The 22128-nt window shown below is 71.1% G+C and carries 21 protein-coding genes; 6 read left to right on the forward strand and 15 right to left on the reverse strand.

Annotation, left to right across the window (positions count from 1 at the left end):
* Positions 1-165 precede the first annotated feature (165 nt).
* Positions 166-1479 carry an APC family permease gene (locus PV796_RS04050; RefSeq protein WP_274911475.1) on the reverse strand — a complete coding sequence of 438 codons (1314 nt, stop codon included), beginning with the start codon at positions 1477-1479 and terminating at the stop codon, positions 166-168.
* Positions 1480-1591: 112 nt separating this feature from the next.
* Here PV796_RS04050 and PV796_RS04055 point away from each other — a divergent pair, with 112 nt between their 5' ends.
* Entirely contained in the window at positions 1592-2101 is a 510-nt protein-coding gene (locus tag PV796_RS04055) for an Lrp/AsnC family transcriptional regulator (protein ID WP_274911476.1), read from the forward strand.
* Between the two features lie 138 nt (positions 2102-2239).
* On the opposite strand, the gene ectB is transcribed toward PV796_RS04055, so the two are convergent.
* The 8 genes from ectB to PV796_RS04095 all read right to left on the reverse strand — a co-directional run bounded on the left by ectB (position 2240) and on the right by PV796_RS04095 (position 11158).
* Positions 2240-3508 carry a diaminobutyrate--2-oxoglutarate transaminase gene (gene ectB / locus PV796_RS04060; protein WP_274911477.1) on the reverse strand — a complete coding sequence of 423 codons (1269 nt, stop codon included), beginning with the start codon at positions 3506-3508 and terminating at the stop codon, positions 2240-2242.
* A 65-nt stretch (positions 3509-3573) separates the two neighbouring features.
* The gene (locus tag PV796_RS04065) at positions 3574-4578 is read right to left on the reverse strand and encodes a hypothetical protein (protein ID WP_274911478.1); all 1005 of its coding nucleotides are present in this window, start codon (positions 4576-4578) and stop codon (positions 3574-3576) included.
* Between the two features lie 11 nt (positions 4579-4589).
* The gene (locus tag PV796_RS04070; protein ID WP_274911479.1) at positions 4590-6233 is read right to left on the reverse strand and encodes a methionine--tRNA ligase; all 1644 of its coding nucleotides are present in this window, start codon (positions 6231-6233) and stop codon (positions 4590-4592) included.
* Positions 6230-6835, reverse strand: coding sequence for a serine O-acetyltransferase EpsC (gene epsC / locus PV796_RS04075; RefSeq protein ID WP_274911480.1), 606 nt, complete (start codon positions 6833-6835; stop codon positions 6230-6232). Before epsC ends, PV796_RS04070 begins: the two co-directional genes overlap by 4 nt.
* Positions 6822-8024 carry an NAD(P)/FAD-dependent oxidoreductase gene (locus tag PV796_RS04080; protein WP_274911482.1) on the reverse strand — a complete coding sequence of 401 codons (1203 nt, stop codon included), beginning with the start codon at positions 8022-8024 and terminating at the stop codon, positions 6822-6824. The genes epsC and PV796_RS04080 overlap by 14 nt, the downstream gene beginning before the upstream one ends.
* Positions 8021-8431: a cupin domain-containing protein gene (locus tag PV796_RS04085; protein WP_274911483.1), complete on the reverse strand. Its 411-nt coding sequence runs from the start codon at positions 8429-8431 to the stop codon at positions 8021-8023. The genes PV796_RS04080 and PV796_RS04085 overlap by 4 nt, the downstream gene beginning before the upstream one ends.
* A gap of 37 nt (positions 8432-8468) precedes the next feature.
* Complete coding sequence (locus tag PV796_RS04090; protein ID WP_274911484.1) at positions 8469-9797, reverse strand: SidA/IucD/PvdA family monooxygenase; 1329 nt, start codon at positions 9795-9797, stop codon at positions 8469-8471.
* A gap of 38 nt (positions 9798-9835) precedes the next feature.
* Positions 9836-11158, reverse strand: coding sequence for a SidA/IucD/PvdA family monooxygenase (locus PV796_RS04095; RefSeq protein WP_274911485.1), 1323 nt, complete (start codon positions 11156-11158; stop codon positions 9836-9838).
* 490 nt (positions 11159-11648) lie between these two features.
* On the opposite strand from PV796_RS04095, the gene PV796_RS04100 reads away from it, so the two are divergent.
* From PV796_RS04100 to PV796_RS04115, 4 genes are all read left to right on the forward strand, one after another.
* Entirely contained in the window at positions 11649-12110 is a 462-nt protein-coding gene (locus PV796_RS04100; protein ID WP_274911486.1) for an Lrp/AsnC family transcriptional regulator, read from the forward strand.
* A 260-nt stretch (positions 12111-12370) separates the two neighbouring features.
* Positions 12371-12889: a hypothetical protein gene (locus tag PV796_RS04105; protein ID WP_274911487.1), complete on the forward strand. Its 519-nt coding sequence runs from the start codon at positions 12371-12373 to the stop codon at positions 12887-12889.
* Positions 12890-12905: 16 nt separating this feature from the next.
* Positions 12906-13397, forward strand: coding sequence for a GNAT family N-acetyltransferase (locus PV796_RS04110; protein WP_274911488.1), 492 nt, complete (start codon positions 12906-12908; stop codon positions 13395-13397).
* A 17-nt stretch (positions 13398-13414) separates the two neighbouring features.
* Positions 13415-14332 (forward strand): ketopantoate reductase family protein, encoded by a 918-nt coding sequence (locus PV796_RS04115; protein WP_274911489.1) that lies wholly within the window; start codon positions 13415-13417, stop codon positions 14330-14332.
* 28 nt (positions 14333-14360) lie between these two features.
* On the opposite strand, the gene PV796_RS04120 is transcribed toward PV796_RS04115, so the two are convergent.
* Genes PV796_RS04120 through PV796_RS04135 form a run of 4 tightly spaced genes read right to left on the reverse strand, consistent with a single transcriptional unit; the run spans position 14361 to position 18163 of the window.
* Positions 14361-14546 (reverse strand): DUF1272 domain-containing protein, encoded by a 186-nt coding sequence (locus tag PV796_RS04120; protein WP_274911490.1) that lies wholly within the window; start codon positions 14544-14546, stop codon positions 14361-14363.
* A gap of 53 nt (positions 14547-14599) precedes the next feature.
* Positions 14600-15730 (reverse strand): bifunctional 2-methylcitrate synthase/citrate synthase, encoded by a 1131-nt coding sequence (locus tag PV796_RS04125; RefSeq protein WP_274911491.1) that lies wholly within the window; start codon positions 15728-15730, stop codon positions 14600-14602.
* Positions 15731-15746: 16 nt separating this feature from the next.
* On the reverse strand, positions 15747-16655 hold the full coding sequence (gene prpB / locus PV796_RS04130; protein WP_274911493.1) for a methylisocitrate lyase: 909 nt from the start codon (positions 16653-16655) through the stop codon (positions 15747-15749).
* Positions 16655-18163 carry an MmgE/PrpD family protein gene (locus PV796_RS04135; protein ID WP_274911494.1) on the reverse strand — a complete coding sequence of 503 codons (1509 nt, stop codon included), beginning with the start codon at positions 18161-18163 and terminating at the stop codon, positions 16655-16657. The genes prpB and PV796_RS04135 overlap by 1 nt, the downstream gene beginning before the upstream one ends.
* A 218-nt stretch (positions 18164-18381) precedes the next feature.
* On the opposite strand from PV796_RS04135, the gene PV796_RS04140 reads away from it, so the two are divergent.
* A complete protein-coding gene (locus tag PV796_RS04140) occupies positions 18382-19830 on the forward strand; it encodes a short-chain fatty acyl-CoA regulator family protein (protein WP_274911496.1) in 1449 nt (482 codons plus the stop codon).
* 104 nt (positions 19831-19934) lie between these two features.
* Here PV796_RS04140 and PV796_RS04145 read toward each other — a convergent pair whose 3' ends face one another.
* Both PV796_RS04145 and PV796_RS04150 read right to left on the reverse strand, forming a co-directional pair.
* Entirely contained in the window at positions 19935-21356 is a 1422-nt protein-coding gene (locus PV796_RS04145) for an amino acid permease (RefSeq protein ID WP_274911497.1), read from the reverse strand.
* A 188-nt stretch (positions 21357-21544) separates the two neighbouring features.
* The gene (locus tag PV796_RS04150) at positions 21545-21958 is read right to left on the reverse strand and encodes a hypothetical protein (protein ID WP_274911499.1); all 414 of its coding nucleotides are present in this window, start codon (positions 21956-21958) and stop codon (positions 21545-21547) included.
* Between the last annotated feature and the right edge of the window lie 170 nt (positions 21959-22128).

Consider the following 22128-nt stretch of genomic DNA (forward strand, 5'->3'; position numbering starts at 1 on the left):
CCAGAGCCTGTCCGATGGGTCAGGGTCGGACAGGCCGGGGCGTCTGGTGCGGTGCGTCGCAAGGCGCCGGAGCGTCCTGATAGCGGGGCTACTGGGGCGATTCGGCAACACCACGAAGTGCCGTGCCAGGCATCGCGGCCCCGGCGGTGACCCATCGGGCGGGTCCTAGTGCGCTGGTGCCGCCGGTTCCTGCGGGTGCCGGGCGCACCAGACGAGCGCGGCGGCGGTGAGGATCAGCGGCCAGATCATGTACCACCCCGTCAGCACCAGCAGGATGACGATGATGACGAGGGACGCGATGGCGGCGGACGTGCCCCATCGGGTGCTGTCCCGCAGCAGTTTGGCGCCGGCGGCCGAGCCGAGGGCGTAGACGGCTCCGAGGCACGCCGTGGTGCACAGCACCAAGGGCTGCACGTCCGACTTCGTCAGGGCGGCGTAGACGAAGACGGTCCCCGAGATCACCCCGACGATCGCCAGGCTGCGGCGGGGGACGCCGCCCGCCTCGGCGCCGCTGCCGAGCCCGCGGGGCAGCGCTCCGTCGCGGGACAGGGCGGCGCCCAACTTGGCGGTGCTGGCGATGTAGGCGTTCATGGTGCCGAGCGTGGTGAGGATCGCGATCACGCTGGCGAGGATCTTGCCGAACGCCCCGAAGCCGAGCTCCAGCAGGGAGGCCAGGGAGGTGGCCGTCGTTCCGGAGGTGCTGCCGAGCGCCAGCACCGTGATGGTCGCCAGGCCCAGGTACAACACGCCGATGGCGAGCAGCGCCCCGATGGTCGACCGCTTGATGTCGCGCTCCGGGTGGGCGAACTCCGCGGACAGGTGGGTGACCGTCTCCCACCCCGTGAACGACCACACGAGGAGCGCCGCGGCGGGGCCGATCGCCGACCACCCGTGCGGGGCGAACGGTTGCAGGTTCGCCGGGTCCGCGTGCGGCAGGGCCACCAGGATGCCCACGACGAGCAGGAGGGCCAGGGAGCCGGAGAGGATGAGCTGGACCCGTCCCGATACCCGGACACCGAAGACGTTGGCCAGGAAGCCCACGACGAGCAGGCCCGCGGCGTAGCTGGCCGTGGCCGTCCAACCGCCGCCGGTGGTCCGTTCCAGATAGGACGCGCCGAAGAAGGCCAGCGCCGGAATGCCCACTGGGGCGCCCAGGTAGAACCACCAACCGACAACCGTGGCGGCGCGGTTGCCGAACGCCCGACGCACGTACGTCGACACCCCGCCCGAGTCGGGTTGCCGTGCGGCCAGCGCCGCGAAGGTGGCGGCGAGCGGAATGGACATCACGATGAGTGCGAACCAGGCCACCAACGACGCCGGACCGGCCTGTTTCGCGGTCAGGCCGGGGAGCGCGAGGACCCCGGTCCCCAACACCGCCCCCACATACAGGGCGGTGCCCTGCGCGAAGTTGAGCCGCCCGGCGGGGACCGAGCCCTGACGGTCGTCGTTGGCCTGTACGGCCTGTGTGGTACGCGCCATCCGTCCTCCTTGAAGTACGCCCTCGACCCTATTGCGCCGAACTGACTGTTCCACAGGGGAACTTGTAAGCGTTCGCGGGCCGCGGTTATCGAAAATCACGTATCATTGGTCAATGGCTAATGATTTGAAAGCGGCGCTTGATGCGACCGACTGGCGGATCCTCAGCGAGTTACAGGCCAACGCTCGCATTACCTTCAGTGAACTGGGCCGACGTGTCGCACTGACACCACCGGCGGTCGCCGAGCGGGTCAGGCGTATGGAGCAGTGCGGGATCATCGAGGGGTATCGGACTCGGGTCAATCTGCCCGGACTCGGGCTCTCGATCCTGGCTTTTGTCAACATCGTGTTTCCCGGCGGCAACTACCAGGACTACGTGCGCATCTTCAAAGACTGCCCGGAGATTCTGGAGTGCCACCATGTGACCGGAAGCGACTGCTTCATCGCCAAGGTGGCGGCCCGCTCGATGAGCCATCTCGAAGAGGTCACCGCGCGGATCACGAAGATCGGTTCCATCGCGACGACGATCGTGTACTCGACCAGCGTGAGCGACCGCGTGATCACCCGCGAGATGGCCGAACCCCTCGCCGCGCACCCCCGACTTGAGTGTGAACAGGCGTCCTGACGACGCCTCCGCCGCCATCCACTCACGCCCTCCCCTCCACGGCGCCCCGCCACACCGGCCCGCTCCGCAGGTGGAGCCGGGCGGTGGGCCTCCGCGGTGGGCATCGACGGTGGGCGGCCGCCGATGCCCGGGGCCGGTTCAGGCCGTCTCGCGGACCGCCCGGGCGAGGACGCACAGTCCCTCGTCCAGCAGCTCCGTCGGGATGGTCAGCGCCGGCAGCAGTTTCACCACCTCGCTGCGCGGGCCGGACGTCTCGACCAGCAGCCCGAGTTCGAAGGCGCGGGCGCACACCTTGGTGGCACGGTTCTCGTCGTGGAATTCGATGCCCCATACCAGTCCGCGGCCGCGGAATTCGGCGATGTCGTGCGGGTGTTCCGCGGCCATGGCGGCCAGGTGGGACGCCACCAGTTCGCCGCGGGCCAGGGTCTGCTTCTCCATTTGCTCGTCGGCCCAGTAGGCGTCCAACGTCGCGGCGGCGGTGACGAAGGCCGGGTTGTTGCCGCGGAAGGTGCCGTTGTGCTCGCCCGGCTCCCAGATGTCCAACTCCGGCTTGAACAGGGTCAGCGCCATCGGCAGCCCGTAGCCGCTGATGGACTTCGAAACGGTGACGATGTCCGGCACGATGCCCGCCTCCTCGAAGGAGAAGAAGGCGCCGGTGCGGCCGCAGCCCATCTGGATGTCGTCGACGATCAGCAGCATGTCGCGGCGCTTGCAGAGATCGGCCAGTTTCCGCAGCCATTCCACTCGGGCCACATTGATGCCGCCCTCGCCCTGGACCGTCTCGACGATGACCGCCGCCGGGTAGTTGAGACCGGAGCCCTGGTCCTCCAACAGCCGCTCGAACCACAGGAAGTCCGGGACCTGACCGTCGAAGTAGTTGTCGAACGGCATCGGGGTGCCGTGCACCAGCGGGATGCCGGCGCCGGCCCGCTTCATCGAGTTGCCGGTCACCGCGAGCGCGCCCAGCGACATGCCGTGGAAGGCGTTGGTGAAGGAGACGATCGACTCCCGGCCCTTGACCTTACGGGCCAACTTCAGCGCGGCCTCAACGGAGTTGGTCCCCGTCGGGCCCGGGAACATGACCTTGTAGCAGAGGTCACGGGGGCGCAGGATCAGGTTCTGGAACGACTCCAGGAACGCCCGCTTGGCCGTGGTGGACATGTCCAAGCCGTGCGTGACGCCGTCCCGCTCCAGGTAGTCCAGCAACGCCCGTTTGATGACCGGGTTGTTGTGTCCGTAGTTCAGCGTTCCGGCGCCGGCGAAGAAGTCGACGTAGGTGTGGCCGTCCTCGTCGAACATCCGGCTGCCCTGCGCGCGGTCGAAGACGGTGGGCCAGCCACGGCAGTAGCTGCGCACCTCCGACTCCAGGGTTTCGAAAACACTCAGATCAGGAGCGGTGATCGACATGGCGTCCTCCATAGGGCAGGCGAGAAGCGTCGAAGGAATGCAGGAGGGTGGGGAAAACGGCTTGTCTACGAGCCGGGCACCGCGGGCCCGGTGGCACCGGGGCGGGACCGCCCTCGGCGGAGGGCCGCGACGGCCAGCACGGCGTAGATGGCGGCCGTGGCGGTGCCCGGGCCGAGCAGCAGCACGGCGATGCTCCAGTGGAAGGCGGCGGCCAGGCCGAGGGCCGTGCCCGCGAGGGCGACCGCCACGACGATCCCCGGCCGGCCGGGACCGCGGGCGGCCCCGGCCTCCCCCGGGCCGGAGCGGAAGGTGTTCCAACGGGCCCCGACGGCCCGGAGGTTGGTCAGGCAGTACGTGCCCAGCACCACGGCCGCGGCCCAGGCGAGCGCGGACCGGACCGCGGGCGGGCCGAGCGCCGCGGAGCCCGGCGGATTCAGCAGCACCCCGTAGAGCGCCGCGGCACCGACCAGGCCCAGGACGACGCCCAGCGTGGTGGCGGCGCGGGGGGACCGCAGGGCGGGTAGCGATCCCTCCAGTCCGACCCAGGCGAACAGCACCGGCACCGCGATCAGCGCGGCGGCCCCGAAGGGCGACCGGCCCGGGTCCAGCCCGAACGTCCCGGGGAAGAGCCACCACACCAGGGCCAGGGCGAGGGTGGCGACCAGCCGCGCCGTGCGCACCGCCGGCGACAGGTTCGCCCCGGCGGCGGCCAGTCCGGCGGCCAGGCACAGGAGGACCACCCCCAGGGCGACGGCCGCCGGCCCGTCGGCGACGAACTGCCCGGCGGCGCCGACCACGACGGCCTGCCCCACCGCGAATCCACCGAAGTACAGCCCGTGCACCACGTTCGTCGTGCGGGGCCCGAGTCGGGCGCGGACGAAGCCGGCCGGTCCGCTGCCCCGCGTCCCACCGGCGGCGCCGATGAGCAGGGACCAGACCAGCAACGCCCCGGCGACGACGAGGGACACCGCGCCGCTGTGCGCCAACGGCGCCAGGGCCACCGGCAGCAGCAGGGTCCCCGCGCCCAGCACGGCGTTCATGATGCCGAGCGCGGTGCGTAAGGCACTCATGTCGCCCCGGCTCAGCCCAGGTTGTGGAAGTAGGCGGGCACGGTCGCGCCGAGCCGGCGGCCCTCGGGCACCAACGGCAGGTCCGCCGCCTCGGGCCAACGGGGCATCTGGGTCAGCACATCGAGGGGAATGTCCAGGTGCTTGGCGATGTGCCGGGCCCAGCCGGGCATCAGCGGGGTGGCCAGCACGGAGACCAGGGCGAGCGCCTCCAGGTGCGTGACCAGACGCCGGGCGTACTCCTGCGTCCCCGCCCCGGCCTGGCGGGCCGCGGTGAGCTCGGGGAGGTCGTTCACCGCCCGCTCGATCGTCGACGCCAGGAACGCGGCGGCCCGTTGGGGCGAGAAGGAGTCCGGGGCCAGCGCGGCGGCGATCCGCTTGGGCAGGTCCACCAGCGACGCGGTGAGCGGCCCGGCGTAGCCCTCGCCGGCCGGGACGGTGGAGCCGAAGTCCTCGGCGAGGAGGGGCAGGAGGGTCTGCGCCCACCGTTGGAGGCCCGCCACGAGCACGGACTCCACCGTGGAAGCGAGCTCCTTCATCGCGAAGTTGCCCTGCTCCCGCTCGGGCCCCGTCAGGCACAGGTGGAACCGCAACGCGTCCGCGGAGACCTGGCGCAGGATGTCCCCGCCCCAGATGGCGTGCCCGCGGCTGGTGGAGAACTTGTCGCCTTCCAGTCGGTAGAACTCGTTGGTGACGATCTGGCTCGGCAAGGTGTACTCGCCGTGCGCCATCAGGAGCGCCGGCCACAGCACGGCGTGCGAGAACGAGCAGTCGAAACCGAGGAAGTTGACGATGCGGGTGTCCGGGTCGCGCCACTGCTGCCGCCACAGTTCGGGCTGCCCCTGGGCCTCGGTGAGGCAGGCGGTCGCGGCCAGATATCCGCAGATCCCGCTGAACCAGGTGTCGAGGATGTGCCCGTCCCAACCGTCCAGCGGGACGGGGATGCCGTAGTCGGCCTCCCGGCTGATCGGCGTGAGCGGCAGCTCGTTCGCCAGCAGACCGTCGAGATAGCTGCGCAGCCGCGGCCGCCACCGCTCGCCCGCCTTCTCGTAGTAGGCCAGGAGTTGCGCGCGGTACTCCTCCAACGGGAAGACGATGCGCCGCAGCGTCCGCAGCTCGGGCGCCTCCCAGCAGGCGGTGCACTTCGCCGCTCCCAGGCCGCCGGACTCCTGCGCCAGCCCGCACGCCTCGCAGTAGATGCCGTCGGAGGGGGCGCTGCAGAACTGGCACTCGCCGCGCACCTCGGCCTCGTACAAGTACCGTGCGCAGCCCGTGCAGTAGAACACCGGAAGCTCCTTGACCTCCAGCTTCCCCGCCTCCCAGAGGGTGGTGAAGAACTCCTGGACGATCTCGGTGTGCTTCGGCGTGGTCAACGGCCGGGTGAACCAGTCGTGGTGCATGGCACCCAGCGACAGCGTCTCCTCCATCCTGGCGCCGAAGGTCAACGCGGTCTGGTGAGCGGTGGACCCGATCTCGGCGGCGCGGCGCGGCACGTAGCAGGAGTGCTCGTCGGAGTAGCCGACGTAGCGCACCTCGTGCCCGCGCTGTCGGAGGTGGCGGGCCTGCACATCGGCGCCGAGGAAGGGGCCGGACAGGTGTCCCACGTGCAGATCGCCGTTGGGGTTGGGCGGCGCACTGGTGACGACGTAGGTGTTCACTGGGTGCTGCTTCCTTCCGCGATACGAAGCGTGGGGACATCGGGCACGAGGTGGTGCGAGGCGGAGGTATGCGCGGTGCCGGCCGCGACCCGGGCGTCGGGCGGGAGGTCGTGCAGGATCACCGCGTGGGCGCCGATCCGGGTGTTGGCCCCGATGCAGACCGGCCCCAGCACGCTGGCACCGGTGCAGATGATGACGCCGTCCTCCACCACGGGGTGGCGGCGGGAGTGGGTGGGCCGGCGCAGGTCCTTCCACCATCCCACCGAGCCCAGGGTGACCTGGTGGTACAGCATCACGTCGTCGCCGATGCGGACGGTCTCGCCGATCACCACCCCGGTGCCGTGGTCGATGAAGAAGCGGCGGCCGATGGTCGCGCCCGGGTGGATCTCGATGCCGCTGACGGCCCGGGCCAGGAGGGAGAGCGCGCGGGCGCTGGTGCGACGGCCGCGTTTCCACAGGCGGTGGGAGAACCGGTAGGTCCACAGCGCGTGGATGTGCGGGTACAGGAGCACTTCCCGGTTGCTGCGTGCCGCCGGGTCCTTGGCTCGCACCGTCGCGAGGTCCTCGCGCAGCATGTTCAGTACCTGTTTACATGTGGGCATAGGAAGCCTCCGGCGTGATCAAGTTGCCGCTCTCGAACCGCTGTGGCCGGTAGGGCTCCAGAAGAGGCTGGACGGCCTTGCCCAGGACGGCGCCCCCTTCGCAGATCTCCTGAGCGGCCAACTCGGCGACGGCCGGCGCCATTTTGAAGCCGCCGCCGCTGAATCCGAGGGCGAGGTACAGTCCGTCGGGCCCGGCCGGTCCGATCGCGGGCCGCTTGTCCGGGGTGTATCCGTCGTAACCCGCGCGGGTGCCGACCAGTTCCGCGGTGGCCACCGCGGGTACCCGTCGGGAGACCGCCTGGACGGCCGCGCCCACCTCGTCGTCGGTGAGCGGGGCGACATCCTGTCCCAGGTCGACTTCCGGGTTGCTCGGCACGCCGAAGTAGAGCTGGTCCAGCGCTTCCGGACGGAAGTAGCAGCCGATGGTGTCGTCGATACAGGTCGGCACGGACGCGTCGGACCCGCGGCGGCCGGCACCGGGAAGTCGGGCCTGGGCCAGCCCGATCCGCCGCGGCACGACGGGGAGGTGCACGCCCAGGTGGGCGGCCGGCGGGTCTCCCCAGGCACCGCTGGCCAGGACGACCAGCGGCGCCTCGATGCGTCCCGTCCCCGTGTGGACGCCCGCGACCGAGCCGTTGCGCTCCCACACCCGCTCGACCCGGGTGCCCTCGGAGGCGATCACCCCGAGGCGGCGGGCCGAGGCGACCAGCGAGACGGCGGTGGCCGCCGGGTCGGCGTACCCGCCCGCCGGCTCGTACGCGGCGGCGGCGACGCCCTCGGTGCTCAGCCCGGGGTAGAGCGACCGGATCTCGTCGGGGGCGAGGATCTCCGCCCGTTCGTAGCGCAACGCGTCGGCGGCGACGGCGCCGTTGGCCCTCAGCGTCTCGACGTGGTCAGGACCCACCAGCATCAGGAATCCGGTGCGCCGGTAGCCGCAGTCACCGCCGATCCGCTCCGTCCACTGCTCGAAGACGGGGAGGCTGCGGGCGGTCAGCAGGGTGTCGGGGGCCGCGGTGTGGTGCAGGCGCAGCAGCCCACCCGAGCGGGCCGTCGCGCCCTGCGCGGCGACCCTGCCCTGGTCGCACAGGACGATGCGGCCGAGCCCGGCGAGGGCGAGCCGGTGGGCGATCGCCGCACCGATGACGCCGCCCCCGACGACGATGGCGTCCGCGGTTCGGTTGCGGTTCACCGATTCGGCTCCGCGGTGTCGCTGATCCCGAACTCCGCGGCCCACTTGGCGCGTTCGGCGGCCACGGCCTCGGAACCGCCCCACCAGATGGTGACGAACCGTATCCGGGTGGTCCCGTCGTTGGTCAGGTCGTGGTCCTTGAACGGGGTGATGAAGACGGTGTCGCCGGCGTTCACCCGGCGCTCCTCCTCACCGATCCGCATGACGCCGCTGCCCTCGGTGATGAAGAACATCTCGTTCTCGTCGTGCGAGTGGGCCGTGGAGGTCTCGCCGGGCGCCACGTCGACCCAGGCCCCGCCCCAGAACGGTTCCTTGACGGCCTCGTTCCACGGGAAGATGCGCCGACCGCTGACGTTGTAAGCCTCCTCGAAGACCATGTCCTCCGGAGCCGTGTGGAAAATGTGCACAGGGGTTCCTCTCGTGGGCGTGGAGACTCCGTCGCGCTCAGCTGACGAGCGTCGCGGGGTGGGACTGCAACTGCCGGGCGAGCGTGGCGCGCAGGTCGTTGTGGACGGTTTCCGCCTTGGCCGCCATCTGGCTGAAGGACGTGGCGCTGGCGATGCCGTGCCGCCACTCGGTGATGCCGTCGAGGTAGAGGCCCACCGTGCAGTGGTCGACGGTGCGGGCGCGGTACTCCCGGGTGACGTCGAGGCGTCCGTCGGCGTCGTAGGACAGGTACGGCGCGAACGGCTCCAGCGACTCGGGGAACTTGGGCTCCTCGTACCCGGTGCAGAGGATGACCGCGTCGGCGTCGATGCTGCCGGCCTCGCCCGTGTAGACCTCGTTGGTGGTCAGCCGGACCCCGTCGCCGGCGACCGCGACGTCGGTGACCTCGATGCGGCGGTGCAGGTGCAGGCGGTTGGTGCCGGTCAGCCGGTCCTGGTAGGCGGCCTGGTAGAGCGCCGTGGACACATCGGGGTCCAGGGCCGCGTAGTTGGTGGCGCGGGCGTGGGCCAGGGCCTGTTCGCGCGCCGGCCCTTCGAGTCCGTACACGTAGTCCGTCTCGGTGGGAAAGTACGCCTCGTTGCTGAAGTGGCCGAGTTCGTACATCTTGAACCCGCCGTGCCGCACCAGCGAATGGATCCGGGCGTCGGGGAGTTCTCCGGCCAGATAGAGAATGATCTCGCCCGCGGTCTGGCCGCCGCCGATGACCGCGAATCGCAGAGATTGGCCGGTCTTCTCACGCAGCGCGTTCATCCGGGGCAGGAACTCGCCGGCATGGAATACACGTTCGCCCAGATCCTCCCGGAAGACCTCCGGGATATAGGGGACATGACCGGTTGCCAACACCACGTTGCGGCCCAGGTGTTCGTGCACGGCGCCGTCCCGCGGATCGCGACTGACCACCCGGGCGGTGCGCACCGTCCCGTCGGAATCGGTGACCGGCTCGACGCGCAAGACCTCCCGGTGATATTCGGCCGGTTGTCGCACCTGTGCCGCGGCCCATTGAACGTACTCGGACCACTCCAGCCGACTCACATATCCACCCAGGAGCGTGAATGGATAGAAACGACCGCTCTGCAAAAGGAAGTTGGTGAAGCCGAAGCGGGAGCGGGGGTCGCGCGGGGTGGCGAGGTCGCGGAGGAAGTGGTGCTGGATGTCGGTGCCCGGCAGCACCTGGTTGGGCTGCCAGGCCGAGGTCGCGGCGCGCTCCAGGTAGGCCGCGTCCGCGGGCCGGGCTCCAGGGTGCGCGTCGTCGTGGTCCTCGATGGCCGCGGCCAGCGCGATGCCGGAGGGGCCGAAGCCGGCCACCACCACGTCGTGGATCTGCATGTGGGAATGCCTCCCGTCGGGGGTCACGACCTGCGAGGTCAGAGGGCGAACTGAACGGATTCCGGCAGGCTTTCCGGCCGGTTGCCGAGGCGGTCGGCGAGGGCGTCCGCCAGGGTGCCGGTGCGCAGCGACAACAGGCTGAAGGAGCCGGCGTCGCCGATGCCGTGGCTCGATTCGCACAGGCCGTTGAGGAAGAGCGGCGGCACCTCGTCCATGTCCTCGCGCGGGGTCAGCGCGTAGTCGCTGTCGACGTCCAGCCGGCCGTCCTCCTCCCGCGCGAAGTGGTCCGCGACGGGGGCCAGCATCGGCGGGCAGAGCTCCTCGTGGGGGGCGGGGCCCAGGTTGCGGAAGCCGGTGGCCAGGACGACGAAGTCGACCTCGTCGCGGACGCGTTCGCCGGTGTGCAGTTCCTGGAAGTCGATGGTGACGCTCCGGTCGGTCGCCGAGAGGGCGGTGGCCTCGTGGCTGCCGCGGACGAACACCCGCTGGTCGCCGTCGAGCTGCTGCTCGTAGATCGCCACATACAGCTCTTTGAGGACGTCTCCGTCGGCCGAGGAGTAGTTGGTCGGCTGCATGTAGGCGTCGAGGGCGCGCCGGCTGTCCCGTGAGGCGCGGAAGTAGTACTCGGTGAACTCCGGGAAGTACCCCTCCTCGCTGAACGGGCTGGTGTCCTTCAGCCGCAGCGAGTAGGAGCGCGGGTAGGTGACCACGCGGGTGCCGGGGAACTGCCGGTGCAGGTCAAGGGTGAGCTCGACGGCGCTCTGGCTGCCGCCGATCACCGCGACGGCCTTGGGGGCCCCGTCGGCGGTGAGCTGCTTCAACCGCGGCAGGTACTGGGTCAGGTGGAAGACGCGGGGGCTGTCCACGGCGTCGTAGGGCGCCGGGATGTACGGCGTGCGTCCTGGTGCCATGACCAGGGTGCGGCCGAGGTAGCGGTCGCCGGTCTGGGTGGCCACCTCCCAGACGCGTTCGCCGTCGTGGTCGATCGCTTGTATACCGACGGCGCGTTGGCCGCAGTCCACTTGGTGGGAGAAGAAATCCGCGGCCCAGCGGATGTACCCGGCGTATTCCTTGCGGAGGGGGAACTCGACCGGGAGGTTGAGATGGCGTACCAAACGGCCCTGCTCATGCAGGAAATTGAGGAACGAGTAGCGACTGCGGGGGTTCCTCAGGGTTACCAGATCGCGACTGGGATGGTTCTGGATATCCGATCCGTTCAGCAGCATCCCGGGCTGCCAATCGGGGGTGGGACGGGCTTCCAGAAACCGGGCGTCCAGACCGGGGTACTTCTCCTCGATGGCTATTGCCAGGGCGAGGTTGGCGGGACCGAAGCCTACACCGAGAACATCGTGAACGCGCACGGGAAAAGACAAGGGTATTCTCCTAAATCGCGTTGAGTTCAGGCATGGTTCTGGCGGGGCGCACAAACGGGAATTACCGTGCCAGCACTGGTCGCAGCGCCGACACAGATCGCGGCCGACGGCCCTGGCTCATCGCGTAGCTGCGACTACGCAAGGCACTTGACCGCGTCGTAGTGGTGGATGGCGGCAAAATTCCGCGAGTTACTGGGCAGCGCGGGAATCGGGTGACCCGGGTGGGGGTGGGCACCGTGGGCGGGCATCGGCTGTCTGTTGAGTGACCGGCTAGGGCACCTATGACCTCCGACGCTGGTAGCCCTTGAGTGAAACCGATAGCAGGTGATCTCGGGTGTCAGTCATTACTGGCACCGGACGTGCTGATAACCAGCGACTCCCGGTTCAGTGGCCGCTGAAGCTACATTAGTTCAAAGGCTGTAGCAGTCGATGCTAAATCCTTGCCTCAGGAGAGGGGCCTGTAGCATGATCGCCTGCTATGGACAAAATTGATCGCATGATCCTGCGCGAGCTACAGCGGGACGGGCGCATGGCCAACGCCGATCTAGCCACCAAGGTAGGGCTTACGCCCACCCCGTGCCTCCGCCGGGTCCGGAACTTAGAAAAGATCGGCGCCATACGTGGTTACCGTGCGGAACTCGACGGTAACTTCTTGGACAGCGGATTCCACGCATTCGCCACAGTAGCGATGAAGCACGACAATCGCGCCACTATGACCGAGTTCGAGTCCCGGATCACCGAGCTCCCCCAAGTGATCGAGACCCACCGCCTGTTCGGTGACCCCGACTACCTGCTGCGCATCGCGGTCGCCGACATCGCCGCCTACGAGCGCTTCTACACCGAGGTGTTGTGCGCCCTACCCGGGATCAACAAGCTCACCTCGCACATGACGATGAAAGAGGTCAAGGCGCACCGGGGATTCCTCGCAGGGCTGGAGTGATCCCCATGTCGCGGGTCGCCAGCCGCCGCTGGCGAGACGACAGAGGCTGAAACCACCTTTCGGGCATACCGACGGCGCCGCAGCGATGCGGCGCCGCCTGGTGCCGACCGGCACCGCGCCGGCGAGTCCCCCGACCCAAATACCGTGCCCCTTCCTGCAGTTGAGCCGAACGAGCGCCACCGACGTGGTCTGGCCGCCACATTGAGCCGGACCCGTACCATCTCGCGCACGAACGGGGCCACAGGCTGCATGATGTCTCCATGAGCGATCGTGAGGAACTGCCGACCGCGGTGGATGCGGAAGCGCTGCTCGCCCTGGCCGAGGGCCATCACGCCCGCGCGGTGCGGGCGTTGGCCCCCCGTGAGGCCGCCGGCCACCTGGTGAAGGCGTATGTCATCGAGGCGTCGGGCCGCACCGTGACGGAGGAGGACGAGGCGGCCGCGCTGCGGATCGCCGGAGCGCACCTGGGCCTCGGGCCCGCCCGTGGGTCACTGGGACTCGCCGTGGTGATGCTGCACGCGGGCGGCGACGGCGACTACGTCCTCGTCTCGACCTGGATCGAGGGCTACATGTCCGATCTGGCGGTGTTCGTCGGACCTGCCGGGCGGCCGGACCAACTGCGCCCCGGGCGGGCGGGTCTGGCGCCCTGTGTCTGGGAGGCCGCCGTGCTGGCCCACGAGCGCGACGCCTTCACCCGCCATGTCCTCGACGGCGACGGCCCGCTGGCCGACCGGCTGACCGCATGGGCAGCGGACGTCCTGGAAGGGAAGGTGCGGTGAGGGAGGTCGGTGCCCCATGACGTCGGCACGGGTCAGACCCGCGCGGGTGTCCGATCTCCCGCAGGTGGCCCAACTGGCCGTCGAGCACGCCGCGTACGAGCGGGCCGCACCGCCGGTGCCCGACCTCGCGGAGCGGCTCGCGATGCTGCTCTTCGGCGCCCCGGTGCCCCGACTGCGCTGCCTGGTGGCGGAGTTGGCCGACGGTGGCCTCATCGGCTACGCCACCTGCTCGCCCGAGATGTCCACCTGGCAGGCGCGCGAGTACCTCCACATGGACTGTCTCTTCGTCCGCTCCGGCCATCGGAGCCTGGGCGTCGGCGCGCTGCTGATGGCCGCGGTGGCCGGTGAGGCACGCGGGCTCGGGCTCGCCGAGGTCCAGTGGCAGACGCCGAGTTGGAACGCGGACGCCGCCCGCTTCTACGACCGGCTCGGCGCACACGCCAACGAGAAGTACCGCTACACCCTGCCGGTGCCCGGCGCCAACCACCCCGCGCAGCGGGGTCATTGATGGAGGGGAACTCACAGATGAACGCCACCACCGCTCCTCGGACGGTCGCCGTGCTCGGCCCCGGCGGGGTCGGCGGGCTCGCCGCGGCCCTGTTGGCCCGCGCCGGGCACCGGGTGATCTGCCTGGCCGGCGACGAGACCGTACGGGTCTTGCGGAGCCGGGGCCTGCACATCACCAGCGGCGCGTTCGGGGACTTCAGCGTCCCCGTCGAGGCCGATACCCAACTGCGGACCCCCGTGGACCTGTGCCTGGTCGGGGTCAAGCAGACCGCGCTGGCCTCGGCACTGGAGCGCGTACCGGGCCACGTGCTGGGCGAACGCGGGGTGTTGATACCGCTCCTCAACGGCTTGGAACACCTCGTTCCGCTCCGCGCGCGCTACGGCGACGACCGCGTCGTGGCCGCCACCATCAGCGTGGTGTCCGCCCGCACCGCCCCCGGCCGCATCGAGCACTACAGCCCGTTCGCCCGCATCGACCTCGCGGCCGACGCCGTCCCCAGGGCCCGGCTCGACGACGTGGCGGCCGTGCTGGGGGACGCCGGGTTCGCGACCCGGGTGCGCACCGACGAGAACGCCATGATGTGGGAGAAGATCGCCTTCCTCGCCCCGATGGCGCTGCTCACCACCCGGTACGGCGTCCCCCTCGGCGAGGTCTGCAGCCACCACCCGGACCACCTCCGGGCCACCGTCGGCGAGGTCGCGGCCGTGGCGGGCGCCACCGGCGCACCGATCGACACGGAGGCCGTGGTGGGCTTTCTGACCGGTGCGCCGCCCGCTTCGCGCTCCTCCATGCAGCGCGACGCCGAGGCCGGCCGGGAGTTGGAGCTCGACGCGATCGGCGGCGCGGTGCTCCGCGCCGCGCGGGCGGCCGGAGTGGCGGTGCCGCACCTCACGCGGCTCGTGGACGAGATCCACGCCACCGCCGGTCGGGCCTGACCCGTTCCCCTCCGGGGGACCGGCCGTTTCAGGAACGTGCCCGACGGCGCGGGCGGGGCACCAACTCCCCGCCGCAGTTCGGGCACGTGTCTCCCATCTCCTGGCTGCACGCGACGCAGAAGCTGCATTCGTAGGAGCAGATCCGGGCCGGGCCGTCGGGAACCAGGACGGCGGTGGTGCACCGCTCGCACAGCTCACGCATTTCCAATGCCATGCGCCCCAGCCTCTCACCCGCCAACGGCCCGGCCCAATCCCCCTACCTCCCCCCTACGCCGGCACCGCCCGCTGCTCCGGCCCCGCGTACGAGGCCAGCGGTCTGATGAGGGCGTTGTGGGCGAGTTGTTCGGTGATGTGGGCGGTCCAGCCGGTGATGCGGCTCAGCACGAAGATCGGGGTGAAGGTGGGGGTGTCGAAGCCCATCAGGTGGTAGGCGAGGCCGGCGGGGTAGTCCAGGTTGGGATGGATGCCCTTGCGGGTGAACACGGCCTGGCGCAGGGCCTCGTGGAGCGCGGCCAGGCGGGTCGCCTCGGGGTCGGCGGCGCGGGCCACCAGGTGGTCGAGCGCGGCCTGCATGATCGGGACGCGGGAGTCGCCGTGCTGGTAGACGCGGTGGCCGAAGCCCATGATCTTCCGCCGGGCGGCCAGGGCCTCGTCGAGCCACCGCTCGGCGCGTTGCGGGTCGCCGATCTCCTGCAGCATGTGCATCACGGCCTCGTTGGCGCCGCCGTGCAGGGGGCCCTTGAGGGCGCCGATGGCGGCGGTGACCGCGCTGTAGAGGTCGGAGAGGGTGGAGGTGACCACACGGGCGGTGAACGTCGAGGCGTTGAAGCTGTGTTCGGCGTAGAGGATCAGGGAGACCTCGAAGCAGCGGACCACCTCCGGCTCGGGCACGGCGCCGAAGCACATGTGGAAGAAGTTCTCCGCGTAGCCGAGCTCGGGGTCGGGCGGGATCGGGTCCAGGCCGCGCCGGCGGCGCTGGTCGGCGGCGACGATGGTGGGCAGTTTGGCCAGCAGGGTCAGGGACTTGGCGCGGTTGGCGGCCGGGCTGCCGTCGTCCTCGGTGGGGTCCTCTGCGCCGAAGAAGCTGACGGCGGTGCGCAGCACGTCCATCGGGTGGCAGGTCTCGGGGAGTCGGGTCAGCAGTTCGGACGTGGTGCGGTCCACGGGGCGCAGCGCGCGCTCGCGGGCGCGGAACGCGCGGAGTTGGCCGGCGTCGGGGAGCTCGCCGTGCCAGAGCAGGTGGGCGACCTCCTCGAAGGAGCGGTGCGCGGCCAGGTCCTGGACCGGATAACCGCAGTAGGTCAGGGAGTTGGTCTCCTGGATGACGGTGGAGATCTCGGTGGTGTCGACGACGACACCGGCGAGGCCGCGGTGGATTTCGGGCGCGGTGGCGGGCATGGGTTCCTCCGGTGCGTCAGGTCCCGGGCGGGAGGGTGAAGTCGAAGACGGCCGCGTCGAAGGCCGTGTAGTCCTGGTAGCCGAGGAGTTCGTAGAGGCGGGAGCGGGTCTGCATGCGGGGCAGCAGGGACTCCTGGGTGCCCTCGGCGGCCAGGGTGCGCAGACCGTCCTCGACGGCGCCCATGGCCAGGCGCAGCAGGGTGACGGGGTAGAGCGCGATGTTGTAGCCGAGGTCCTGAAGCGTCCGCGCGTCCAGGAGGCGGGACTTGCCGAACTCGGTCATGTTGGCGAGGAGGGGGACGTCGACGGCCGCGCGGAACGCCGCGAACTCGGCCTCGTCGGCGAGGGCTTCGGGGAAGAGCGCGTCGGCGCCCGCGTCGACGTATGCCTTGGCGCGGTCGATGGCCGCGTCCAGGCCCTCGACGGAGCGGGCGTCGGTGCGGGCCATCAGCAGGAAGTCGGGGTCGCGGCGGGCGTCGACGGCGGCCCGGACGCGGCGGGTCATCTCCTCGCGGGGGACGACGGACTTGCCGTCGAGGTGGCCGCAGCGCTTGGGGTTGACCTGGTCCTCCAGGTGGAGGCCGGCCAGTCCGGCGTCCTCCATCAACTGGACGGTGCGGGCGGCGTTCAGCGGTTCGCCGAAGCCGGTGTCGGCGTCGATCAGGACGGGCAGGTCGGTGACCCGGGTGGTCTGCTGGGCGCGGGCGGCGATCTCGGTGGCGGTGGTCAGACCGATGTCGGGCAGGCCCAGGTCGGCGGCGAGGACGGCGCCGGAGAGGTAGGCGGCCTCGAAGCCGTGCTCCTGGATGAGGCGGGCGGAGAGCGGGTTCACGGCGCCGGGCATGCGCAACAGGCGGCCGGTGGCCAGTTGTTCACGGAAGGCGCGGCGGCGTTCGGCGGGGGTGGTGCGGGTGTGCAGCAGCATCAGAACAGGCCCTTCGGCAGGCTCGCGTCGCGGGCGGCCACGGCCTCCGGGACGACGGCCGGGAAGAGGCCGTCGAGGTCGGGGGCGCGCAGTTCGGCGAGGTGCTCGGCGGCGGTCAGGAAGCGGTCCTGGGCGGCCGGGGTGACGATGCCGTCGGCGAGGGTGCGGAACTTGCGGGCGTAGGCGGGGCGGTCGAAGGGGCGGGCGCCTGCCGGGTGGGCGTCGGCGACGGCCAGTTCGTCCTCGATGACCGAGCCGTCGTCCAGGGTGAGCACGGCGCGGCCGCCGAAGGCGCGGCGCTGCGGGTCGGGGTCGTGGTAGCGGCGGGTCCACTCCGGGTCCTCGACCGTGCTGATCCTCCGCCACAGTGCGACGGTCTCCGGGCGGCGGGCGCGCTCGGGGGCGTAGGAGCGTGCGTGGTGCCAGGTGCCGTCCTCCAGGGCGACGGCGAAGATGTACGGCACGGAGTGGTCGAGGGTCTCGCGGCTGGCCGTGGGGTCGTACTTCTGCGGGTCGTTGGCGCCGGAGCCGATGACGTGGTGGGTGTGGTGACTGGTGTGCAGGACGATCGAGCGCACGCGGTCCAACGGGCCGGCCTTCTCGCGCAGTCGGCGGGCCAGGTCGATGATCGCCTGGGCCTGGTACTCGGCGGAGTGCTCCTTGGTGTAGGTGTCGAGGATCGCGCGGCGCGGCTCGCCCGCCGCGGGGAGCGCGACGGTGTAGTCGGCCGCGGGACCGTCCAACATCCAGGCCAGGAAGCCGTCTTCGCCCTCGTAGATCGGGGACGGGGAGGTCTCGCCGCGCATCGCCCGGTCGACGGCCTCGATGGCGGCCTTGCCGGCGAAGGCCGGCGCGTACGCCTTCCAACTGGAGATCTCGCCCTTGCGGGACTGGCGGGTCGCGGTGGTGGTGTGCACCGCCTGCTGAACCGCTTGGTATACCGTCTCCGTCGGCAGTCGCAGCAGGGCGCCCAGGCCGCCGGCGGTGGCCGCGCTGAGGTGGGCGACGTGGTCGATGCGGTGGGCGTGCAGGCAGATGCCCTTGACCAGGGCGACGTGGATCTCGTAGGCGGCGACGGTGGCGCGCAGCAGGTCGGCGCCGGTGCGGCCGGTGTGCTGGGCGACGGCGAGCAGGGGCGGGATGTTGTCGCCGGGGTGGGAGTAGTCGGCGGCGAGGTAGGTGTCGTGGAAGTCCAGCTCGCGCACCGCGGTGCCGTTGGCCCAGGCGGCCCACTCCGGGGAGACCCTGGTGGCGGTGCCGAAGACCGAGGCGCCGGGGGCGGTGCCGCGGTGCGCGGTGGCCTGGGCGCGGGCCACCGCGACGGGGCGGCGCAACAGGGAGGCGACGGCGACCGAGGCGTTGTCGATGACGCGGTTGACGGCCATGGCGGCGCTGTCGGCGTCCAACTCCTCGGTGCCGGTGGCCACCGTCGCCAGTTTCCAGGCGAGTTGGTCCTCGCGCGGCAGGCGGTCGGCGCTGGGGTGGACACGGACGTGGTGCTCGATCACGGGGCTCCTCGCGGCGGGTCGGTCCTGACGGGTGCTGATGGGAGGAGCCTGCCCGTTGGACGCCCGCCGGGCCACCGCTCCAGGGTGCGGATTCCCTACCGTCCCGGGCTGCGAATCTGCGGATGCTGCGAATCTTGCGGATGCTATGTTCGCAACGGCCCGGCGCCCGCCGCCCGAGGCGCGCGGGCCGGCGAAGGGCCGCGACGAGGAGGTGTGCCATGGCCGGACGACCGGCCGACCGCAAGGTCTACGCCCATGCGAAGCTGCGCCGACTGCGCCGCGAACACGGCATGAACCAGGTCGAGATGGCCCGCGCTCTGGGCCTCTCCACCAGCTACGCCAACCAGATCGAGCAGAGCCAGCGCCCGCTGACCGCCCCCGTACTGCTGCGCATCGCGGAGGTCTTCGGCGTGGACGCGGAGTTCTTCTCCGGCGCCGGGGAGGACCGGCTCGCCGCCGACCTGCGGACCGCGCTCGCCGACGAGGCGTGCGGGGCGACGCCGCCCGCCGCCGAGGAGATCGCCGAGGCCGCCCGCGACCACCCGGAGGTGGCCCGGGCCCTGGTCGCCCTCCACCGCCGCTACCGCGACACCGCTGAACAGGCCGCGGCCCTGGCCGCACCGGGCTCCGGCGACTCCCTGTTGCCCCCGGGCGAACCGCACGACGAGGTGCGGGACTTCTTCTACGCCCACCACAACCACTTCGAACCGCTGGACTCCGCGGCGGAGCGGAGCGCCGCGGCGATGGCGCTGCGGCCGGGCCGGGCCGCCGACCCGCTCACCGCCCGGCTCGCCGAGCAGCACGGCGTCACCGTGGTCCAGACCGCGCCGGGCCGCTCCGCCGACGCCCGCCGCTTCGACCCGGCCGCCGGGGTGCTGTTCCTGTCCCCCTGGCTCAGCGACGGCCAGCGCGCCTTCCAACTCGCCACCCAGTTGGCGCTCCTGGAGCACGGCCCGCTGCTCGACCAACTCTCCGGCAGCGCCCACGAGTTGACCTCACCGGAGTCGGTGGCGCTGGCCCGCATCGGCCTGGCCAACTACTTCGCCGGCGCCCTGCTCATGCCGTACGCCGCCTTCCTGGCCACGGCCGAGGAGGTGCGCTACGACATCGAGTTGCTGTCCGCGCGCTTCGGCGTCGGCTTCGAGACCGTCTGCCACCGCCTGAGCACCCTCCAGCGCACCGGCCGCCGCGGCGTCCCCTTCTCGTTCCTGCGGGTCGACCGGGCCGGCAACATCTCCAAGCGCCAGTCCGCGACCGACTTCCACTTCTCCCGCCTGGGCGGCACCTGCCCGCTGTGGACGGTGTACGAGGCGTTCTCCGCGCCCGGCCGGATACTGACCCAGGTCGCCGAGATGCCGGACGGCAAGCGGTACTTCTGGATCGCCCGCACCCTCACCCGGGGCGGCTTCGGCCACCACGCGCCGCGCGCCGAGTTCGCCGTCGCGCTCGGCTGCGAGCTGCGCCACGCCCACCGGCTGGTCTACGCCGGCGGCGTCGCCCTGGACGACCCCCGGGCCGCCACCCCCATCGGCCTGGGCTGCCGGATCTGCGAGCGCCGCGACTGCGCGCAACGCGCCCGGCCCCCGGCCGGCGGGCGCCTGGCCATCGATCCCGACCGGCGGACCTATGTGCCGTATCCGGTGGAGACGCGCACCACGGCGCCCTGATCGAGCGGCCCGGCGGGAAACGCGAGGTGGCCGGGGCCCGGACGGATTTCCGTCCGGGCCCCGGCCACCTCTCCCTCGTGCCAGGCACGAGAGCGGTCAAGGACTCACACCTGCGCGCCGTCGACGGCCCGTTGCTGGCGGCGCCGCTTGAGGCGGTCCGCGGCGATCAGCGCCGCCACCACGACGGCCGTGCCGATCAGTTGGTGCCGGCCGTCCGAGCCGGCGGCCATCACCGCGAAGATGCCGAGGATGGCGGCCAGCGCCACCCAGGTCAGGTAGGGGAAGGCCCACATCCGCACCATCAGCAGCTCGGGCTGCTCGCGCTCCAGGCGGCGGCGCATCTTGAGCTGGGTGAGGCAGACGACGGTCCAGACGACCAGCACCGAGCAGCCGGCGATGTTCAGCAGCCAGGCGAACACGGTGCTCGGCCAGATGATCCCGGCGACCACGGCCACGAAGCCGAACAGGCAGGACGCCAGGACCGCGGCCGCCGGCACGCCCCGGGTGACCCGGTTCAGGAACCGCGGCCCCTTCCCGCGGCTGACCAGGGAGTACGCCATCCGCGACGCGCCGTAGATGTTGGCGTTCATCGCCGAGAGCAGCGCGATCAGCACCACGATCTGCATGATCGTGCCGGCCGCCGGGATGCCGAGCCGGTCGAGCACGGTGACGTAGGGACCGTCGGCGGCGACCTTCGGGTCGTTCCAGGGCACCAGGGTGACGACCACGGCCATCGAGCCGATGTAGAAGACGGCGATGCGCCAGACGGCCGTGCGGACGGCGCGGGCCACGTTCCGGCTCGGGTTGTCGGACTCCGCGGCCGCGATGGTGACGGTCTCCAGGCCGGCGAAGCCGGAGATGGTGGTCAGCAGTCCGGCGGCGAGACCGGCGGCGCCGGTCGGGAAGAAGCCGCCGTGGCCGACGAGGTGTTGGGCGCCGGGCGGGGTGCCGAAGACCCCGAGGATGGCCAGCACACCCAACACCAGGAAGGCGACGATCACGGTGACCTTGATCGCGGAGAACCAGAACTCGAACTCACCGAAGTTCTTGACCGCGGTCAGGTTGCTGGCGCAGAAGAACACCATGAAGATCGCCACCCAGCCGTAGGCCGGGATGGACGGCACCCAGTTGTGCATGATCGAACCGGCCGCGGTGGCCTCGGCCGCCACGCCGGCGGTCAGCATCAGCCAGTACATCCAGCCGGAGGTGGTCCCGGCCCAGGAGCCGAGCTCCTCCTCGGCGTGCACGGAGAACGACCCGGTGGAGGGCCGGGCCGCGGACATCTCGCCGAGCATCCGCATGATCAGCATGACCAGCGCGCCGGTCCCCGCGAAGAGCAGGACGATGGCCGGACCGGCCGCCGCGATGCCTACGCCGGAGCCGACGAAGAGTCCGGCTCCGATGACGCCACCGAGCGCGATCATCGACAGATGGCGCTGCTTGAGGCCGTGCGACAGCACGGGCGCAGCGTCGTCCTGCACAGCCGGTGGGGAGCCCTGGGGTGACTGGGCGAGGGTCCGGGTCATGGACGTGCCTGTTCATTGCTTGACGATCATTGAGCCTCCCGAGTGTGCGGTGCGCGGTACAGGCACGGTGTGAACGCCCGTTATTCGGACATTGCGTTCACGGAGAGTGGGGGTGCGACTGTGTTGGGTGACGCTCCGTCGCTCCCCGTCGACCGGGACGGCCGACCCGCGGCCCGCCAGGCATGCGGCTACTGACGGTGCGACCCGGTGACTGTCCGAGCGGCGGGCTCGGCACCGGGCCGACCGGGCACGGGCGCGCGGAACGGCCGTAGCAGCAGCCGGGTTCCGGGCCAGGCGGCGAGCACCGCGACGACCAACACGCCCAGGCGCACCAGCATCTGACTGGCCCCCGGCGGGACCCGCGGCACCAACAACACCGTCCCGGCCAGGCATACGCCCCAGGCCAGCACGGCCAGCACCGTGCACGCGGCCGCGACCGGAACCCCGCCCACGCCCCAGGCCACGGCGTCCAGGTCCGCGTCGAAGCTGCCGGAGTCCACCAGTCCCACGGCGACCAGCAGCCAGAACGCCACCGCCACCAGGAGGGCCGAGGTGAAGAAGAGGGTGGGGAAGGCAGCGGCGGCCGACATCAACGTTCCCATGTCGGCCTTCCCGCGTCGCACCGTGCGCTTCCCATCCCGCCGCGGTTACACGGCAGTTGAGGAGACGGGCCCGGCGCTCAGCATGACTGCCGACATCCGGCACCGGGGCCGTCCTCCGCATCCCCCGGTGCACCATCATCGTCGCGCGGACCGCGGCCCGTCATTGCCGG

This window comes from Streptomyces sp. WZ-12, assembly GCF_028898845.1.
Taxonomy (GTDB): Bacteria; Actinomycetota; Actinomycetes; order Streptomycetales; family Streptomycetaceae; genus Streptomyces.

What these genes read in the sequence shown, in the direction of transcription:
- PV796_RS04050 (WP_274911475.1), bottom strand. Translation starts at nt 1,479, where the DNA reads ATGGCGCGTACCACACAGGCCGTACAGGCCAACGACGACCGTCAGGGC.
- PV796_RS04150 (WP_274911499.1), bottom strand. Translation starts at nt 21,958, where the DNA reads ATGGGAACGTTGATGTCGGCCGCCGCTGCCTTCCCCACCCTCTTCTTC.
- PV796_RS04090 (WP_274911484.1), bottom strand. Translation starts at nt 9,797, where the DNA reads ATGCAGATCCACGACGTGGTGGTGGCCGGCTTCGGCCCCTCCGGCATC.
- PV796_RS04140 (WP_274911496.1), top strand. Translation starts at nt 18,382, where the DNA reads ATGGCCGGACGACCGGCCGACCGCAAGGTCTACGCCCATGCGAAGCTG.
- PV796_RS04125 (WP_274911491.1), bottom strand. Translation starts at nt 15,730, where the DNA reads ATGCCCGCCACCGCGCCCGAAATCCACCGCGGCCTCGCCGGTGTCGTC.
- PV796_RS04055 (WP_274911476.1), top strand. Translation starts at nt 1,592, where the DNA reads ATGGCTAATGATTTGAAAGCGGCGCTTGATGCGACCGACTGGCGGATC.
- ectB (WP_274911477.1), bottom strand. Translation starts at nt 3,508, where the DNA reads ATGTCGATCACCGCTCCTGATCTGAGTGTTTTCGAAACCCTGGAGTCG.
- prpB (WP_274911493.1), bottom strand. Translation starts at nt 16,655, where the DNA reads ATGCTGCTGCACACCCGCACCACCCCCGCCGAACGCCGCCGCGCCTTC.
- PV796_RS04105 (WP_274911487.1), top strand. Translation starts at nt 12,371, where the DNA reads ATGAGCGATCGTGAGGAACTGCCGACCGCGGTGGATGCGGAAGCGCTG.
- epsC (WP_274911480.1), bottom strand. Translation starts at nt 6,835, where the DNA reads ATGCCCACATGTAAACAGGTACTGAACATGCTGCGCGAGGACCTCGCG.
- PV796_RS04065 (WP_274911478.1), bottom strand. Translation starts at nt 4,578, where the DNA reads ATGAGTGCCTTACGCACCGCGCTCGGCATCATGAACGCCGTGCTGGGC.
- PV796_RS04100 (WP_274911486.1), top strand. Translation starts at nt 11,649, where the DNA reads ATGGACAAAATTGATCGCATGATCCTGCGCGAGCTACAGCGGGACGGG.
- PV796_RS04115 (WP_274911489.1), top strand. Translation starts at nt 13,415, where the DNA reads ATGAACGCCACCACCGCTCCTCGGACGGTCGCCGTGCTCGGCCCCGGC.
- PV796_RS04110 (WP_274911488.1), top strand. Translation starts at nt 12,906, where the DNA reads ATGACGTCGGCACGGGTCAGACCCGCGCGGGTGTCCGATCTCCCGCAG.
- PV796_RS04145 (WP_274911497.1), bottom strand. Translation starts at nt 21,356, where the DNA reads ATGACCCGGACCCTCGCCCAGTCACCCCAGGGCTCCCCACCGGCTGTG.
- PV796_RS04120 (WP_274911490.1), bottom strand. Translation starts at nt 14,546, where the DNA reads ATGGCATTGGAAATGCGTGAGCTGTGCGAGCGGTGCACCACCGCCGTC.